The following is a 16,639-nucleotide window of genomic DNA, read 5'->3' on the forward strand; positions in this document are numbered from 1 at the left end:
CGCGTCCAGCAGGCGCCGATGGAACCGGGATTCAAACGCCGATCAGCCCAGCAATTTGGATTAGCAAGAAAGTAATTCGATAAAGCAATTTGAGATGAACCAGCTCCACGCAATTGTAAAGAATACTTCGCATTTACTCGAAGTCATAAAGAATATGTGAGACGCCGGTCCGGTTGCCGCCGCCCGCGGTAAAGCCCTCGTGGATGCAATGTGAACAACTCCTGAATTGGCCCGTGTGGGCGTTATCTACGTTGAAGCCCGGGTAGTTCATCAATAACGTGGATCGCGGCGAGAACGAAGCAAGGCCTAGGTTGAACCGGCACTTCCGTCACGAGTCACCGCAGGTGCAGACGCCAACAATCGGTGTGAGAGAGGGTTTTTCGCATGTCTGGAGAAGATCTCTATCCCGCCCGGATCGCACAGATCTACGATCTGCTGTACCCGGACTTTTTCAATGACACCGCAACATTTTGTGAGTTCGTCAGCTCGCGGGCCAAGGGCAATCGAGTTCTCGAATTCGGAGTGGGGACGGGCCGGATCGCAATGCCATTGGCAGAAAAAGGATTTGAGGTTACCGGCCTCGATGTCTCCAGCGAAATGCTGGCGAAGTTGAAGGAGAAAGACGTCGATGGGCGGGTCAAGGTGGTGGAGCAAGACTTCATCACCGAGAGGGTCGAAGGAACATTCGATGCCGTCTTGCTCATGATAAACACCCTGTTCGTCGCGAAGACCCTGGACGAGCAGGTCGCGGTATTCGCCAATGCCGCAGCCAATCTCGCTGACGACGGGTTCTTCCTGGTGGAGACATTCAATCCCAACCATTACCACGGTCTTCGCCAACCGGACGTGCAGATGCGCCAGCTCGACGCCTCCACCACCCAGCTGGAGCAGTACGTGGCCGAGCCGAGCCGGCAGTTGCTCATCGCCCAGAACCTCGTCTTTCGAGATGGCGAACAGTTCAATTACACGCACGTCCTCAGATACCTGTTCCCCTACGAGATGGACGCCGTCGCCCGCAACGCGGGTCTGACATTGGCCGAGCGCTGGGCTGATTGGGGCAGTACACCTTTCGGCCCCGACAGCCCTCGCTGCCTGTCGCTGTACCGCAAAGACGTGCCGTCATGACAAAACCCGTGTTCCGGCGGCAAGAGAAGCAACTCCTCTCCTCGATCGCGCACGTGATCCCGCAGTTGGGTCGAGATGTCGATGAGATCACTGAGGTCAAACCCCTGCTCGGCCGCAACATCAGCGGCCAGATCACCTTTGAGGGCTCGCACACCGTGTTCATCAAACGGATGACCGGACTGGGCGCGGTGGACCGGTACACCCGGAGTGTGTCGTTCCACGATGCGATCGACGTGTCCGACGCACCCGCTCACACTGCGACGCCCGCACTTCTCGCTCGCGACAACGACAGTCACACGGTGGTGTACGAGTTCATCGACAACGGGGTCAGTGCGGGTCAACTGCTCCGAGACGACGACATCGATTTCGCAACCCTCGAGCGTGTCGGCCGATGCGTCGCGGGACTGCATTGTCTGCCGGTGCGCGATGCCTCGGTGACCGACCACACCACACCGTTCTTCCCACCACACGGACCGAACGCCATCTCCATCCAGATGTACTACGGGTCCACCATGGGCCAGCTCGACATGTGGCGAATCATCCAGTCCGATCCAGGTTTACGAGCAGCGCTCAACCAGCTCGCGACCACACCGACGCCGACGGTACCCATCCACGGAGATCTGCGCGGAGACCAGATCCTGCTGGCCGGCGAGACCAACTGGATCCTCGACTGGGAGGATTTCCGGCTCCAGGACGGCGCCCGCGACGTCGGCGCTCTGATGGGCGAGGTGTTCTACCATCGGATGCGAAAGAGCCTGGCCTCGTTTGCCGGTGGCGACGAAGAATCGGTCACCGACACCGAGATCATCGAGCGGGGTACGGCTGCATTGGCCGAGGCGACGCCGGGTGCCCGTGCGGTATGGGACGCGTACCGCGCGGTGCGGGCCGACGCGGCCGACCCGGAGTTCGTTGCGCGAAGTGTTCAGTACTTCGGCTGGCAACTGTTCGATCGGGCGCTCGCGGCCGGAACCTACTTCGGTCGGTTGTCTGCACTCGATCGCGCGCTGGCAGGCATCGGTCGCGAGGCCATTCTCGGCGGCGGCGACTACGCCGAGGCGCTCGGCATGACCGAGGGGAGGGTCGCGGCGTGACCACAGTGCAACGTCATGAACAACTACGACATGAACAACCGGCCGGCGGCACCTCACACGTCGAACTCGATCAGGCGGTCCGGTGGTTGATCGCGCGGACAAGTGCGCTGACGGCTACCGAATCCGGTTCTTGCGAGGTGACTTTCGACGGAACCGAACTCAGCGCCGAGTCCCCGGCCGAGCTGCAGCGCGATCTCGGCGGGCATCTCTACCGCAACCTGCATGCCGGCATGTCCGCCGGCGCCGGCGACAGTGAGTTCATCCCTGCGCTTCTCGAAGATCCCGAACTCGAGTCGCGGTTGTACGAGGCAACGCCGGTCAAACATCGAGCTTCCACGATGACCCTCGTCGAACGTGCTCCCGGTGACTCCGGAGTTGTGTTGTTGATCAACGGCGTTCGGGTGTTCTTCGAATCGAACACCATCCTGTCAGAGGGCGAGCACACCGTTCTGGCCGCGGTGCCCTCGGTGGAGAGTCGACTGTCGTTGGGGTTCATGTTCTACACCTCCACGGCGGGTGCCGGGCACACGTCCCGTCTGCTCCGCCTGTACCGCCACCTCGGGGACGCCGAAGAAGCCATCGAGGTGTGGGGATCGTTCACCAGATGGATCGAAGAGCGACGCCTGCCGTTGCGTGTCAAGATCGTGTCGCGGCGCTCGGGGTTCCCGCGCAACGACGGCATGGTGGTGTACCTGCCGTCCGAGAGCTGGCACGCGGTCGACGACATCGCGGACCATCTCCGCAGCGACCGGCCGCACGCCCCGGGCTCACTGTTCTGCCGTCAGTTGACCAACGGCGTATCGATGGCGTGGGAGCCTGCCGACATCTCGACTCCACGTGGAGGGACGAGCTTCGGAGAACACCGCAGCAACACCATTGCCAAAGCGATCGTGGCCGAGGGGCTGACCGCCGCACCCGATCTCGCGAAAGCTGTTCGACGGCAGCTCATCACGGCCAACATCGACCCTGCTGCGGTCTACCGCAACCTCGACTCGCCGGCGCACTAGAGGCGTCGCCAACCCCAAGACTTGGCCACACGGCCAGGCGAGGGGCATCTGCCCCTCGACATCAGGAAATGACCGAACGAACGAAAGGAAGGACATCATGTCAGAGGCAGTTACGAAGTCCCTGGTGGCTGGATACCGCAGCTACGCGGCAGCACCGGAATTGACCGAGATGAGTGAAGCAGCTCCGTCCGCGACGCCCGGCATTCTGAGCTTCATCGGCACCTCGTCGACCGCGTGTGGAACCGCAGTGAGCGTCATCAGCTCCGGCGGTGTCGGAGCAACCATCACCTGGGGTTGCTGACCGCTCCACCACGCTCGACACGCCTGACCCTCTCGATCCGAGAATCCAAAGATCAGACCATCCACTCTCGAAGGAGCATCATGACCAATTCCCAGTCACTCATCTCCGGATACGCCAACTACGTCCGCAGCGAAGAGCTCGCACACGTCAATGCGGAATCGGCACCCGGCATCAGCCCGGTCTCGGCGTTCGTGTCGGCCTCCAGCCCCGAATGCGCTGCCTTCTCGGTCGGTGCCAGCGCCGGTGTTGTCACCAGCACCAGCATCACCGTCGGCGCAGGTTGCTGACGTAGCACTCCAGGCCTGCCACGGAGACGCGCTTTGCCGTCTCCGTGGCGGCGCCGGGTGATCGGGCGGCGCCGAACACAGTCCGGTAGAGCATTGCGAAGGGACGGGCAGAAGCGTTGAACAGCAGTGGAGTTCGGACCATGCCGAGGCATGGCGTGTTCACGATGACTTGCCGGCGTCGGGGTCGGTGTCACATCACTGCGAGCCGGGTGCAGTCCGCGCGCACGATGGGACTGAGTGTGGTGATCCCGGTAGGGACTACCCACGAGCGGCCCGGGGAGGCCGGCTTCGCCCATTTGAGTGAGCATCTGATGCATCAGTACGCTCGAGATCAATTGGGAGAGAAAGTCGAAGACCAGATAGTCCGTGTCGGCGGCATCTCGAACGCGCAGACCTACCCGTTTCACACCGAATACAGCTTTGTCATCCCGGCGCCCGCCGAAGCCGAAATCCCGGACTGGATCGACCGGGCGATCGCACGGGTTGCACCACCGCGCATCACGTCGGTCGACATCGAATGCGAGGGCCGAATCATCCGGCAGGAGGTGGCACGCCGTATTTCGACCTCGCCGACGGCGGGATTTCCCTGGATCGACGCACTGGGCGTGTTGTCGACGGACTTCGGACTGCGCCACAACGGATTCTCGGATCTCGCCGATATGGAAGCGGCCACGCCGGAGGCAATCGAGAACTTCCTGGGTCGCACGTATTCGCCAGCACCGGTGGCCGTGGGTGTTGCCGGGCCGTGGAGTCCCGACCTGGTGCTGGATCTCCTCGGCTGTGAAGAGGGTGAACCGGAAACAGCCGCGACGGACGCCTACACCGCGGCTTTCGGCGACCTGCTCGATGGTCCGCACCATCGGCACAGTTCTGTTGCGACCCAGATTCCCATGTACTCGTCGATTCGATACGTACCCGACGCACACGGGGCCGCCCCGGAATCGGCACAAGCGCACTCCATGATCGCGGTCGAATGGGCCAACGCCGTTTCGCCCGGAACACACTGGCAAGCAGGACTGTTCGGCGCAGCGATGGGGCCGGACCACCGTGTTCTCATCGGAAGTCGGCCTCACGGCGCCGACATCGCGGTTCCGCAGTGGGCCGATACACCCTCGGATCGACGCTCCGAGCTTTTTGTGCACGCACAGCAGCGCGCGCTGGACAACATCGACAAGGAACTGTCGAGCACGGCGACGCACGCCGCGATGCTGGCTCGAGACAGCGCATTCGGCATACAGACGTGGGCACGCCGCTGCGCTGTCGCACAGACAACACCTGAAGAGATCGATCAGTACCTCGGGCTTGCGCGCACGTGTGCGGCCGGGACACTGAGTTCGGCAGCGCCAATAGGGGTGGGTCGATCATGACGAGCCTGCTGACCGAGGACGTACTGGTGCGGGGTAACACCGACCTGATGTACGTCTCGCTCGTGACAACACCGGCGGTGGGATGGGGTGCGCGGTCGCGTCTGGCACGTACCCTCACCGAGGGGCTTCACCGGGCCGGCATCGTTTCGGCTCGCGCCCACGCCGGCTCCGAAGGGATCTTTGTCACCGCGACGTGGCGATCGGATCCCCGCGCTGTCGATGAGCTGGTGGCCAGACTCCACAGCTGGCGAAAGGCGTTTGCAGACAACATGATCGCGCCGGCATCTCCGCCGACCTCGCCGGCCGAACTGATCACCGCCCTGACCTTCGACGCCCACGACGAGACCGACCCCACCGAAGGTGAATTGACGTCCATCCTGACCACGCTGTCCTTCGACGTGGTTGTCGGGGGCGGTGACTGCGAATCCGCGCTCCACTCAGCCCGTGACCGAATCTGCGACGTGGTCGACACCGCAGTGGAGAACGGCGTGAAGCCGAAGCGGGAAACCGCGCGCCGAACACCTCGGCGGCCGGACGTGACGACACGGCGCTGGGCCCAGGTCCCGGTCAGGTCATCGTGGGTGCGGTGGTATCGGTTCATCGACCCACCGACAGACCCCGGCGAGCGACTCGCGCGGAGCCTGGTGAATGTGGCCTTCGGGGGCGTGTACGGCTCACACCTCGTCGACTGTGTTCGGGGCCAGCGCGGTTTGAGCTACAGCCCTCAGTCCACGTTGTTGCAGCGCGACGGACGGCATCTGCTGGTCGTCGATGTACAGACCACGCCGGGCGATGAAGATGCCTGCGACGACGCCATCCGGACCGCTCTCGACCAGTTCGCGCATCGAAAGCTCACGCGGCCCAGCATGGTGGACGCGGCGCGTTATCTGATCGGTCGCACCATCGTCGACCGTGATTCCTTGCAGTCGGCGGTGGACGAACGCGCGGCGATATACGAGGGTTCTCTGGATTCGGCGCTGGACACAACCGGGTCGCCAGAGGATCTGGTCGCTCGCGCCGGCGTCGACACACTGACCCGCACGGTCGAAACCATGTACGAGCCAGACGGGTTCGGTGCTGTGGTGCTCTCACCTGATTGCTCCAACGGAAAGTGGGTTGAATTGTGAACTCGAACATCGGAATCATGTATCCGGAGATGCCCGTTGCCATCGGTCCGGTGGTGCCTTATGCGGAGGCGGCCCGCAGAGGCGGCCATCGTCTGTGGTTCGGTCACTCGTCCACAGTCGATTCCCATCTCACGATGGCTGCGCTGGCCGGCCGGGGATATCCGCTCCAATTCGGCAGTGCCGTGGCGCTTTATCCCCTGTTCCAGCCTCACGGATTTGCTGTCCAATCCCAATCGGTGGGGCGGCTGACCGGCCACACCTACGTGGCCGGGATCGGTCCCGGAAGTGCGCAGTTGCAGCAGAGCCTCTATGGCGCGCCGATGAAGGCGCCGGTCAGTTCGGCGCGGAAGTTCCTCGATCAGGTGAAAGAGATCATTCCCGGACCTCTGCAGACGGGTCCGGCCGACGGCCCGGAGCGAGTCGACAAGATGTTCGGCTCGGTCGAAACCGGGTTAGGGGTTCTTCGTCCGAGCATGGCCCGGTGTGCCGGGCGGGCCGCGGAATGGGCGATCACCTGGCTCACCCCAGCCGGGTACCTCGAGGATGTCCTGATCCCCGAGATGAGGGAGAGCGCAGCACAACACGACCGACCCGCACCTCGAGTTGCCGCTGTGGTCCACATGGCCATCCGCCGTCCGGGACGAGATCCGCAGAAGCTCGCGCATGCCGCGGTCGGAGCTCATCTGAGCGCGCCGCACTACACCGACATGCTCCGACAGGGCGGTGTCGCCGTCGATCAATCCGATTCGTGGGCGGGCGCCGGTGAACTGGTCTCGTCCGGGACCTACCTGTACGGGTCTGCGGACGAACTCGTCGACTCGGTCGCCGACCTGCACCGGCGTGGCGTGCACGAGGTTGTCCTGAACGTCTTCGGTGTCGCCAAACTCCATGGAGCAGGCCAGGCGGTCGAGGATCTCGAGGAGATCCTGGCCGCGCTCCACGCCAAATCATCTGCGCGCCTGACGATCCCCGAGCACGCGATCCCGCGGATGTCTGCCCGATCCACCGGGGTGGTTGCCTGATGGATGGCGCGAACCCACAGTCGTACCGCATCGACGGGCTCGCCGAACGCCGGATCGTGGTGATGGCTACGGGAGCCCTCGGCTCGGCTTTCCTTCACTCGTGGTTGGGATGGTTGCGCTCGACTTCCCCGTCCACGCAGGTCCGAGTGGTCCTCACCCCAGCCTCCCTGCAGTTCGTCGGGTTGGGCACCATCCGAGGGTTTGGGTACGAACCGGTGATCGACAGCTGGGAGGACAACGAGCACCGGCCGATTCACGTGGATCTCACACAGTGGGCGCAGGGGTATCTCGTTCACCCGGCCACCATGAACTTCGTGTCCAGACTCTCTGCCGGACTCTGTGATTCGCCGGCGATGCTGGCCATTCAGGGCAGTACCGCCCCGGTGGTGGTGGCCGCCTCGGCGCCACCGGGTTTCACCCAGACACCGGTATGGCATCGGCACCGCCAAGCCCTGGAGGACCGTCCCAACGTCGAGTTGCTGGCGCCGATGAAGGGCTTCAGCGTGAGCGATCCGGATCTGGAAGGCCTGCCGCCGGTTCTGTTTCCGATTGCGGCGCAGGCGTTGTCGTCCGCACTGGCCGATCAATCCCAGCTGGAGAGCTCGGAATGAACGGCACAGGGACGGACAGTGCTGAATTGAACGCTGCTGAATTGAACACTGCCACCACGGTCTGGGAGTTCGACACCGCGGCCTGGTACCAGCGGCTCATGCACACCGGCTCGTCGTTCGCACTGACCCGCCGCTATCGGCAACAGTGTGAGGCCGAGCACCAATGGGGCCAGACCGTGGCCCCGTCTGTCGGACGTGCCGCGTTCGTTCGCGGGGTACGGGTGGATGACAGCGAGTTCCGGTTCGACCTGGCAGTCGGCGATCAACTCGCCGGCCAATTGTGGCCTGTGGTGAGCCCGGCGTTCCTGACCGACAACGGATTGCAGAGCATGGCCGACCTCGGGCGACTCGTGGCTCGCCTGCACGGCGTCGGTCCGCATCCGCCCGGGGATTCCGAGAGCCCCCACGTGCGACGACTGCGTTCCTACCTGTCGGCCACCGATGCTCGGGCGGACGTGTCGGCAGTGCACACAGCGTTACCAGAGCAGACGCTGGGCGCGCTCCGATCGATCGCGCGGACGATCACCGACGGGCCGCACCTGACCTGCCATGGCGGTTTCAGCCTGGGGTCGGTGTTCACCGACGACGATCACAAGACCGTGCAGGTCGCGATCGGGCCGGAGATGTGCAGTGGGCCTCCTGAACTCGATCTGGGCTGGATGATCGGTGAACTGACGGAGTTCGAATACACCGCCGCGAACTCGGGTAGGTCCCTCGGTGCCGCGCACTCGGCGCCGTTCGGTCGAGCAGCGCAGGCCCTGCTCGACGGCTACTCGGCGCAATCCGGTCGAGAGGTCGATCGACGACGCCTCGACGATGTGGTGGCTGCTCGCATCGCACTCCACATGTTCGACTTCGTGCGGACCACCGGCCGTACGGACCACCTTGCGGGCCTTGCCCCGTTTGTGACGTGGTTGACCGGACGACAACACATGCGCGACAACACCGAACCCGACGATGGGACACGATCATGACAAGCCAGACGTCCATGAACGTCCTCGATTCGAGTCGAACCGGATCGACGAGCGTTCGCGTAGACGGACTCACCATGCGTTATGACACAACCGATGTGCTGAAAGACGTGGGATTCGAGATCCCTTCCGGCCAGAAGGTCGCCGTACTGGGCCCCAACGGTGCCGGCAAGAGCACGCTGATCGAGATCCTCGAGGGTCTGCGAAAGCCGTCCGGGGGCAACGTATCAGTGCTGGGCCACCGCCCCGACGATGCGCCCGAGCAGTGGCGGTCGCGCCTCGGCGTGGTGCTGCAGGCGTGGCGGGACCACGGGACGTGGAAGATCGGTGACTTCCTGCGGTACATCAGTGCGGCCCATCGGGCAGCGGGTGTGGCGAATCTCTGGCCGGTGGACGAGTTGCTCGAAGCAGTCGAACTGGGCGACCGCACGAATCAGCAGATTCGATCCCTCTCGGGAGGTCAACGCCGTCGGGTGGACGTTGCCGCCGCACTGATCAGCCGGCCGGAACTACTCTTTCTCGACGAGCCGACAACAGGTTTCGATCCGGAGATCCGGCAGTCTTTCTACGATCTCGTCCGAAGCCTGGCGCACTCCACGACGATCATCTGGGCGACACACAATCTGTACGAAGCCGAAGAGATGTGCGAGCGCATCATCATCCTGAATCACGGTCGGGTGGTGGCCGACGGGAGTCCGACCGAACTGCGCGCCACGCTGGCCTCGACCAGCACCGTGTCGTGGATGACGGAGCAGGGTCCACGGCGTCGTGTGGTCGCGGACTCCGATTTGCTGGTGCGCGAGCTGGTCACGGGCCCCGAGCGCGCCTGGAATCTGGAGGTTCAGCGCGGCACCCTCGAGCAGGTGTACCTGTCGATCGTGCGCGAGAACAACACAGCCGAGGAGGTCCGACCATGACAACAATCGCTTCGCGAGCCGGCGCCGGCAGTCTCGGTGTGGTGAAGTTCGGGGCGTTGCAGGCCAAGGTGGAACTGGTCATCCGCTTCACCCGGCCGAGCGCGCTGGGTCACCTGATCGTTCCGATCGCCCTGGTCCTGATCTTCACCAACGTGGACGTCAGCGATGTCCTGGGTGGGCAAGGTGCCGTCGGGATGCTCGCCGGGATCGCTGCCGCGTCGCTGTTCGTCGGTGGATTCGTCGGGATCTGCGGGGAGCTGGTCTCCGAACAGGACGACGGAACGATGCTCAGGGTCCGGACGCTGCCCTACGGGCTCGCAGGGCATCTGATCGGAAAGACGTTGAGTCTGTTGGTGACCGGTGTGGTGACCGCGTTGCTGATCCTCATCCCAGCTCACATCTTCGTCGCTCCGATCCTGCCCGGGACGTTCGCGGGATGGGTCGCGTTGGCCGGTGTCGCGGCGTTGACGTTGTTCGCGACCGTGCCCATCGGTGCCGTCGCCGGAAGCCTGGTGAAGTCGCCGCTGGCGATCTTCCCGATCTCGTTGGTGGCGTACGCCCTGATGTCGGTGTCGGGCATCTTCTTCTCCATCGGGGACCTCCCGGATTGGCTGACGGTTCCCATCAAGTTCTTCCCGGTCTACTGGCTGGGATTGTTGTCACGGGTGACGCTGGTCCCCGGTACCACATTCGACGGTGTCGGACAGGTGGTGCTGGCGATCGGGGTACCCGTGGCGTGGGCGGTGCTGGGGCTTGTCCTGGCGCCGCGGGCGTTGCGGGTGATGACCCGCCGCCAGTCAGGTGCTCGCCTGGAAGCCCTCGCGCAGCGTCGTGCCGCGCGGGGCTACTGACCTCCGAGCACCCGTTGTAGTTCTGGCGTGCAAATCGCATGTCGGGGAACCGAAAGGAGAAACACGATGTCGTTCAAGGACTTGATCGTCGGTGACCATCGCAACCCCCGAGAAGAGATTGTCGCGATCTTCGGCGAACATCAAAACGCCGACGACCCACAAGCGATCGCTCGCGCGACCACATGGGCGCAGGGCGTGCTGAACACCGCTGGGATCCCGGCGGACAAGCAGGTCGAGGCGATCGCTGAAATCCGTAGGGCGGAGCCACGTCTGGGTCTCAAGTCGGCGACCCACCTGGCGTCGTTGCTCAAGAAGTAGGGTTCGCCAGGCGAGACGTCCGGCCCTGTACCGACGGTGCAGGGCCGGACGTTTGTGTGGGTGCTCGTCGCGACCGGGCAATATGCACCCGATGTCAGTGGAGATCCGTACCATCGCAGCATGAATCACGACCTCGATCGCAAGGCCCTGGTCGACGAACGGGCGGCGACGCTGGCGCTGATCGAGACCATGTCGGCACGGCTGCGGTCTGTGGTGGAGGCCGGCGCCGACGCGAGTTCCGACGACGAACACGATCCGGAAGGTTCCACCCTCGCATTCGAACGCGGACAACTGGTTGCGCAGGTGGCCCGCTCGAAGGCGCGCCTGACGGAGATCGATGCCGCGATGGCGCGGCTCGGGCTCGGAACCTACGGCATCTGCGAACAGTGCGGGAACGAGATCGGCGAAGCCCGGCTCGAAGCCCTCCCCGCAGCCCGGCTGTGCATCACCTGCGCATCGCGGTCCCAATCGAGGCAGTGGTGAATCAGGGCCGTCGCGGGTCAGGGTGATTACGGTGAGATCGGACACCATGACCGATCGAGAAGAGGTACGGACGTGAACACATTTCAGAAGGTTGCCGGTGCGGTCAACAAAGTTGTCGTCGCGGCGATGAAGGCGCCCGGGGTCGACAAAGTCGCCGGCGGATCGATGCTGATGCTCACCTACACGGGCCGCAAGTCGGGAAAGACCTTCAGTCTGCCGGTGAGCTACAAGCAGCGGGGTGACGAGCTGCTCATCGGCGTTGCGCTCCCCGACAAGAAGAATTGGTGGCGGAACTTCGCCGGCGAGGGCGGGCCTGTGACGGTGACGCTTCACGGCGCGGAACGAACCGGACACGCGGTCAGTCGGCGTAACGATCGCGGCCAGGTGTCGGTGAAGGTGACGCTCGACGCTCAGATCGCCTGACGCCGGCGCCCCCGGATGTCAGGGGGTGGTCGCGCCTCGACCTAAACGGACCGGAGTATCGTTTCGGTGTCGTTAGGAGACAAAACCATGGCATCTGCACAAAAACGGTCCACCTTGGACATCGGTCTGTTGGCACTGCGAGTCGGCGTGGGCGGCACCTTGTTCGCCCATGGCACCCAGAAACTCTTCGGCTGGTTCGGCGGTCACGGCCTCGACGCCACCGCCGGCGCGTTCGACGGGATGGGGTTCAAGCCGGCCAAGCCCTCTGCGGCCGTCGCGGGTATCAGCGAAGCCGGGGGAGCGCTCATCGCAATCGGAGCTGCCACCCCGGTGGCCGCCGCCGGTGCTGTCGGCGCGATGATCGGCGCGGCCTCGGTGCACAAACCGGCCGGCTTCTTCGCAACCGCAGGCGGCTACGAATACCCGGCCACGCTGGGCCTTGCCGCCGCAGCGCTGGCTCTGACCGGACCCGGCAAGTACTCCGTCGACGCCGCTCTCGGGCATCGCCTCAACACCAGCCGAGTGGCCATCGGTGCCTTGGCGGCTGCGGGCGCCGGAGCGGGATATGTGGTGGCACGACGTCAGAAGGCGCTTGCGCAGGCGTCCGCGGCAGCGGACTCCACCGAGACCGCTTAGTCGCGTCCAGCTCGTCTCCGGGTCGCGTCGGTGTCGTCGGCGTCGGGTCTCGACGTCGGCGACACGACCGGCGCGCAGGTGTGGGTGGGCACGTTTCCGGCACTTGCGACACCACGATCGGTGTGCCGGATGAGAAGATGTGGGACGTGGATGTGCGTGCCAAGAACAATGTGAAGATCGTCGGGCGGGACGGTGGCCCGACGATCGTGTTGGCCCACGGTTTCGGATGTGACCAGAATTTGTGGAGGTTGGTCACCGAACGACTGATCGCGGACTACCGCGTTGTGCTCTTCGACCATGTCGGGGCCGGGGCCTCGGACCCCTCGGCGTGGGACGCCAAGCGCTATTCCACGCTCGATGCCTACGCCGAAGACGTCCTCGCCCTGGTCGAGGGTCTCGACCTGCACGACGTCGTGTTCGTCGGCCACTCGGTCGCTTCGATGATCGGTGTCCTCGCCGTCGCGGCCGATCCGAGCAGGTTCGCCAAACTCGTGCTGCTCACTCCTTCGCCGCGGTATGTCGACGACGACTCCGACGGCTACCGGGGCGGTTTCACGCGGGCCGACATCGATGAACTGCTCGAGTCGCTGGAAGCCAACTACCTGGGTTGGTCGCAGGCCATGGCCCCCAACATCATGGGCAATCCCGATCGGCCCCAGCTCGGCGGCGAACTGACCGAGAGCTTCTGCCGCACCGATCCGGCCAAGGCGCTTGTCTTCGCGCGCACCACGTTCCTCTCCGACAACCGTGAGGACCTCGCGCGGGTGACCATCCCAACCCTCGTCATCGAGTGCGCCAGGGACTCTCTGGCACCGCGCCACGTCGGCGCCTATGTTCACGAACGCATCGACGGGAGTGAGTTGGTGACACTTGACGCGAGCGGTCATTGTCCTCAACTCAGTGCGCCCGAGGCCACCACGGAGGCAATCACCGCGTTTGCCGGCAACCGCTGATGCAGCGGGGTCCAGGCGAGTTCCGGCAACCAAGCAGCCGTTCCATCACGCACGCGGACATCCTCGAAGAGAACCTCGAGGATCTCTACGAGAACGCGCCATGCGGTTACCTGTCGACATGGCCCGACGGCCGCATCGCTCGGGCCAACGCCACTCTCGCGTCGTGGCTCGGATTCGAACGGGACGCGCTGCTGGATCAGCCCTTCACCGATCTGCTGACCGCCGGTGGTCGAATCCACTACGAAACCCACTTCGCGCCCTTGTTGCAGCTTGAAGGCGAGCTCAGCGGGATCACTGTGGATCTCGTTGCGGCACAGGGTGAACGCCTTCCCGTCTTCGTCACCGCCAACGTCAAGACCGACGCCTCGGGGTCGGTGGTGCTGGTACGCATCACCCTGCAGGATGCCCGCGACCGCAGGACGTACGAGAAGCAGCTGCTCGAAGAACGGCGTATGGCAGAGCACGAACGGGCCCGTGTCCAGGTACTCGCCTCGACCCTGCAACGTTCGCTTCTGCCGCCGTCGCTCACCCCGCCCGCCGGCATGGATGCGGCGGCCTACTACCACCCTGCGTCCACCGACGATGTCGGCGGCGACTTCTACGATCTGTTCGCCCTCTCTGACCACAAGTGGGGTTTCTTCCTCGGAGATGTGTGCGGCAAAGGAGCAACCGCCGCGGCGGTCACATCGTTGACCCGGTACACGCTGCGGTCCGCTGCGGTGTTCGACGATGACCCCGTTGCCGTGCTGCACAACCTCGACGCGGTACTGCACTCGAACTACCACGGTGATGAACCACGTTTCTGCACAGTTGTTTTCGGTGTTCTGACCCGTCGCGACGACGGGTTCGACGTCCACCTCGCCAGCGGCGGACATCCTCCGGCGTTGTTGCTCACCGCGGACGGGGAGGCGGAGTACATCAGCACCGCGGGAGGCCAATTCGTCGGCATCCTCCGCGACCCCAAATTCGTCTCCAAACGGGTGCACCTGTCGGCCGGCGACACCCTCGTGCTCTACACGGACGGGCTGACCGAGGCCCGAATCGGGCCTGGCACAGAGCGGTACGACGACGACGGTGCGCTGATCGAGTTCGCGGCAGCGCACACACCGACCACCGCCGAACAGATCGTCGATGATTTGCGTGAACTGCTGGCGAGCTTCGGAACCGGTCTGGAAGACGACACCGCGGTCATGGCGCTGGGCGTGCCACGGGAGAACACATCGACCTGATGGTTGGAATTGTCCACGACCTCGGCGGTGATGAAGGTGAACATGCAAGATGTGCTGACTGACCTGATGAAGATCTGGCGTTCGGGCGGGACGGCCGGTGTGGGAACCGTTGTGCGAACCTTCCGTTCGGCGCCGCGACCGCCAGGCGCCTCGATGGTGGTCGCATCGGACGGAACGGTGAGCGGTTCGGTGTCAGGTGGATGTGTGGAAGGCGCCGTGTACGAACTCGCAATCGACTCGACGCGCACGGGGATCCCTGTACTGCAGCGCTACGGGATCTCCGACGACGACGCGTTTGCGGTGGGCCTGACGTGCGGCGGCGTGATCGACATCTTCGCCGAAGCCATCTCACAGCACACGTTTCCCGAACTCGGCGACGTCGCCGACCACATCGAACATCATCGGCCCGTGGCTGTTGCGACCGTGATCGACCACACCGACACCGAGGAAGTGGGCCGCCGGCTGATCATCACGCCGGGGAAGGTCAGCGGCACACTGGGATCGGACCGGATGGACAGCGCTGTTGTCGACGACGCACGCGGACTGCTTGCTGCTGGACGCAGTGAGGTCTTGACCTACGGCCCCGACGGTCAGCGCCGCGGCGAAGGTATGTCGGTGTTCGTCTCCAGCCACGCACCGCGGCCGAGGATGCTGGTGTTCGGCGCCATCGACTTCGCTGCGGCTGTCGCGGAGCAGGGTTCGTTTCTCGGGTATCGCGTCACCGTCTGTGACGCGCGGTCGGTGTTCGCCACGTCCGCACGATTCCCGACCGCTGACGAGGTGATCGTCGAATGGCCGCATCGGTATCTCGCCGCGCAGGTGGAAGCCGATGCACTCGATGCGCGCAGTGTCATCTGCGTTCTCACCCACGACCCGAAGTTCGACGTGCCGCTACTCGAGGTTGCCTTGCGCATACCGGATGTCGGGTACATCGGTGCCATGGGGTCGCGCCGCACCCACGACGACCGGGTCGAGCGTCTGCGGGCCGCCGGACTCACCGAAGACGAACTGAGTCGGCTCGCCAGCCCCATCGGGCTCGATCTGGGAGCCCGTACCCCGGAAGAGACGGCGGTGTCGATCGCCGCCGAGATCATCGCCCGCCGCTGGGGCGGGGCGGGCCGGCCGCTGTCGCAGACCGACGGCCGTATCCACCACGAGTGAGTCAGTCGGTGCTCGGTGGCGGGGTGAAACCTTCGGGCCACACGGTGGCGCCGTTGTACTTCACCTCGTCGAAGTCGACATCGGTGAGGTTGGCGCCGCTGAAGTCCACCCCGAAAAGTGTTGCGCCGGTGAACTTGGCGCGGCTGAGATCGTGGCCGGCAAAGCTGACATCCCACAGAACGGCCCCGCTGAAGTCGACCGCTTGAAGTGCCGCGCCGTCGAAACTGGTCAGCCGGCCTGCCTGCCCGGGCGCCGGATTGGCGGCCACCTCGTTGTCGATGGTGACGTCGGTGAACTCCGCGCCGACCAGATTGGCATCACGGAGATCGACGCCCAGCAAGATGGTGTCGCCGAGCTTCGCGTAGGAGAGATTGGCTCCCTGCAGATTGGTCGAGAGCAGGTCGCATCCGTGCAGGTCGGCCTCGCTGAAGTTCGCGCCGGGTAGATCCAGACCGGACAGGCTCAATCCGGCGAGGTCAAGTCCGTAGAACGGCCGCTCCACAGTGGGATCGGCATTGGACCGACCCCGGATAAAGCGGAGATTCTCGAGGCGCTCGGCACGCTGACTCTGGCGGTCCGAGATCTCATGGTCACGGTCCGCGCGCACGTCGTCGATGATCTTCTGGCCGATCATCGTGGCGACACTGACGAATACCGCGACCACCCCGGCCACGACCACGTCTCTGACCCACCACCGGGGTCCTGATCCGTCAGCAGGAGTTTGCGCGATCACCGATTCATCATCGCGTACGCAGCCCG

General features: G+C 64.4%; 20 protein-coding genes. 19 read left to right on the top strand and 1 reads right to left on the bottom strand.

The genetic code is table 11. The features are described 5' to 3' along the window. Nucleotides 1–384: 384 nt before the first annotated feature. The 19 genes from ACVWY6_RS10045 to ACVWY6_RS10135 all read left to right on the top strand — a co-directional run bounded on the left by ACVWY6_RS10045 (nucleotide 385) and on the right by ACVWY6_RS10135 (nucleotide 15,880). On the top strand, nucleotides 385–1,125 hold the full coding sequence (locus ACVWY6_RS10045) for a class I SAM-dependent methyltransferase (protein WP_457537733.1): 741 nt from the start codon (nucleotides 385–387) through the stop codon (nucleotides 1,123–1,125). Continuing rightward, nucleotides 1,122–2,216, top strand: coding sequence for a phosphotransferase (locus ACVWY6_RS10050; protein ID WP_081729641.1), 1,095 nt, complete (start codon nucleotides 1,122–1,124; stop codon nucleotides 2,214–2,216). The genes ACVWY6_RS10045 and ACVWY6_RS10050 overlap by 4 nt, the downstream gene beginning before the upstream one ends. Then, the gene (locus ACVWY6_RS10055; RefSeq protein WP_457537735.1) at nucleotides 2,213–3,223 is read left to right on the top strand and encodes a T3SS effector HopA1 family protein; all 1,011 of its coding nucleotides are present in this window, start codon (nucleotides 2,213–2,215) and stop codon (nucleotides 3,221–3,223) included. Before ACVWY6_RS10050 ends, ACVWY6_RS10055 begins: the two co-directional genes overlap by 4 nt. A 97-nt stretch (nucleotides 3,224–3,320) precedes the next feature. Next, entirely contained in the window at nucleotides 3,321–3,524 is a 204-nt protein-coding gene (locus ACVWY6_RS10060) for a hypothetical protein (protein ID WP_133248684.1), read from the top strand. Between the two features lie 80 nt (nucleotides 3,525–3,604). After that, entirely contained in the window at nucleotides 3,605–3,811 is a 207-nt protein-coding gene (locus tag ACVWY6_RS10065) for a hypothetical protein (RefSeq protein WP_023955406.1), read from the top strand. Nucleotides 3,812–4,038: 227 nt separating this feature from the next. Further along, on the top strand, nucleotides 4,039–5,178 hold the full coding sequence (locus tag ACVWY6_RS10070; protein WP_457538569.1) for an insulinase family protein: 1,140 nt from the start codon (nucleotides 4,039–4,041) through the stop codon (nucleotides 5,176–5,178). Next, nucleotides 5,175–6,305 carry an insulinase family protein gene (locus ACVWY6_RS10075; protein WP_457537736.1) on the top strand — a complete coding sequence of 377 codons (1,131 nt, stop codon included), beginning with the start codon at nucleotides 5,175–5,177 and terminating at the stop codon, nucleotides 6,303–6,305. Before ACVWY6_RS10070 ends, ACVWY6_RS10075 begins: the two co-directional genes overlap by 4 nt. Further along, nucleotides 6,302–7,327 carry an LLM class flavin-dependent oxidoreductase gene (locus ACVWY6_RS10080; protein ID WP_457537738.1) on the top strand — a complete coding sequence of 342 codons (1,026 nt, stop codon included), beginning with the start codon at nucleotides 6,302–6,304 and terminating at the stop codon, nucleotides 7,325–7,327. The genes ACVWY6_RS10075 and ACVWY6_RS10080 overlap by 4 nt, the downstream gene beginning before the upstream one ends. Next, nucleotides 7,327–7,938 (top strand): flavoprotein, encoded by a 612-nt coding sequence (locus ACVWY6_RS10085; protein WP_457537740.1) that lies wholly within the window; start codon nucleotides 7,327–7,329, stop codon nucleotides 7,936–7,938. The genes ACVWY6_RS10080 and ACVWY6_RS10085 overlap by 1 nt, the downstream gene beginning before the upstream one ends. A gap of 41 nt (nucleotides 7,939–7,979) precedes the next feature. Continuing rightward, entirely contained in the window at nucleotides 7,980–8,912 is a 933-nt protein-coding gene (locus ACVWY6_RS10090) for a phosphotransferase family protein (RefSeq protein WP_457537741.1), read from the top strand. Beyond that, complete coding sequence (locus ACVWY6_RS10095; protein WP_457537743.1) at nucleotides 8,909–9,826, top strand: ABC transporter ATP-binding protein; 918 nt, start codon at nucleotides 8,909–8,911, stop codon at nucleotides 9,824–9,826. The genes ACVWY6_RS10090 and ACVWY6_RS10095 overlap by 4 nt, the downstream gene beginning before the upstream one ends. Continuing rightward, nucleotides 9,823–10,677, top strand: a complete 855-nt coding sequence (locus ACVWY6_RS10100; protein ID WP_051721453.1) for an ABC transporter permease — start codon at nucleotides 9,823–9,825, stop codon at nucleotides 10,675–10,677. Before ACVWY6_RS10095 ends, ACVWY6_RS10100 begins: the two co-directional genes overlap by 4 nt. A 66-nt stretch (nucleotides 10,678–10,743) precedes the next feature. Beyond that, the gene (locus ACVWY6_RS10105; protein ID WP_457537745.1) at nucleotides 10,744–10,995 is read left to right on the top strand and encodes a hypothetical protein; all 252 of its coding nucleotides are present in this window, start codon (nucleotides 10,744–10,746) and stop codon (nucleotides 10,993–10,995) included. 120 nt (nucleotides 10,996–11,115) lie between these two features. After that, complete coding sequence (locus ACVWY6_RS10110; RefSeq protein ID WP_023955389.1) at nucleotides 11,116–11,478, top strand: TraR/DksA family transcriptional regulator; 363 nt, start codon at nucleotides 11,116–11,118, stop codon at nucleotides 11,476–11,478. Nucleotides 11,479–11,550: 72 nt separating this feature from the next. Further along, the gene (locus tag ACVWY6_RS10115) at nucleotides 11,551–11,901 is read left to right on the top strand and encodes a nitroreductase/quinone reductase family protein (protein WP_400725157.1); all 351 of its coding nucleotides are present in this window, start codon (nucleotides 11,551–11,553) and stop codon (nucleotides 11,899–11,901) included. A gap of 87 nt (nucleotides 11,902–11,988) precedes the next feature. Then, nucleotides 11,989–12,537, top strand: a complete 549-nt coding sequence (locus tag ACVWY6_RS10120) for a DoxX family protein (RefSeq protein ID WP_062795445.1) — start codon at nucleotides 11,989–11,991, stop codon at nucleotides 12,535–12,537. A 137-nt stretch (nucleotides 12,538–12,674) separates the two neighbouring features. Next, nucleotides 12,675–13,490 carry an alpha/beta fold hydrolase gene (locus ACVWY6_RS10125; RefSeq protein ID WP_457538571.1) on the top strand — a complete coding sequence of 272 codons (816 nt, stop codon included), beginning with the start codon at nucleotides 12,675–12,677 and terminating at the stop codon, nucleotides 13,488–13,490. Further along, entirely contained in the window at nucleotides 13,490–14,719 is a 1,230-nt protein-coding gene (locus ACVWY6_RS10130; protein WP_457537747.1) for a PP2C family protein-serine/threonine phosphatase, read from the top strand. Before ACVWY6_RS10125 ends, ACVWY6_RS10130 begins: the two co-directional genes overlap by 1 nt. 42 nt (nucleotides 14,720–14,761) lie before the next feature. After that, entirely contained in the window at nucleotides 14,762–15,880 is a 1,119-nt protein-coding gene (locus ACVWY6_RS10135) for an XdhC family protein (protein WP_457537749.1), read from the top strand. Nucleotide 15,881: 1 nt separating this feature from the next. Here the strand turns inward: ACVWY6_RS10135 and ACVWY6_RS10140 are convergent, their stop codons facing one another. After that, entirely contained in the window at nucleotides 15,882–16,613 is a 732-nt protein-coding gene (locus ACVWY6_RS10140; RefSeq protein WP_457537751.1) for a pentapeptide repeat-containing protein, read from the bottom strand. Nucleotides 16,614–16,639 lie beyond the last annotated feature (26 nt).

The organism is Williamsia sp. R60, from assembly GCF_054063855.1.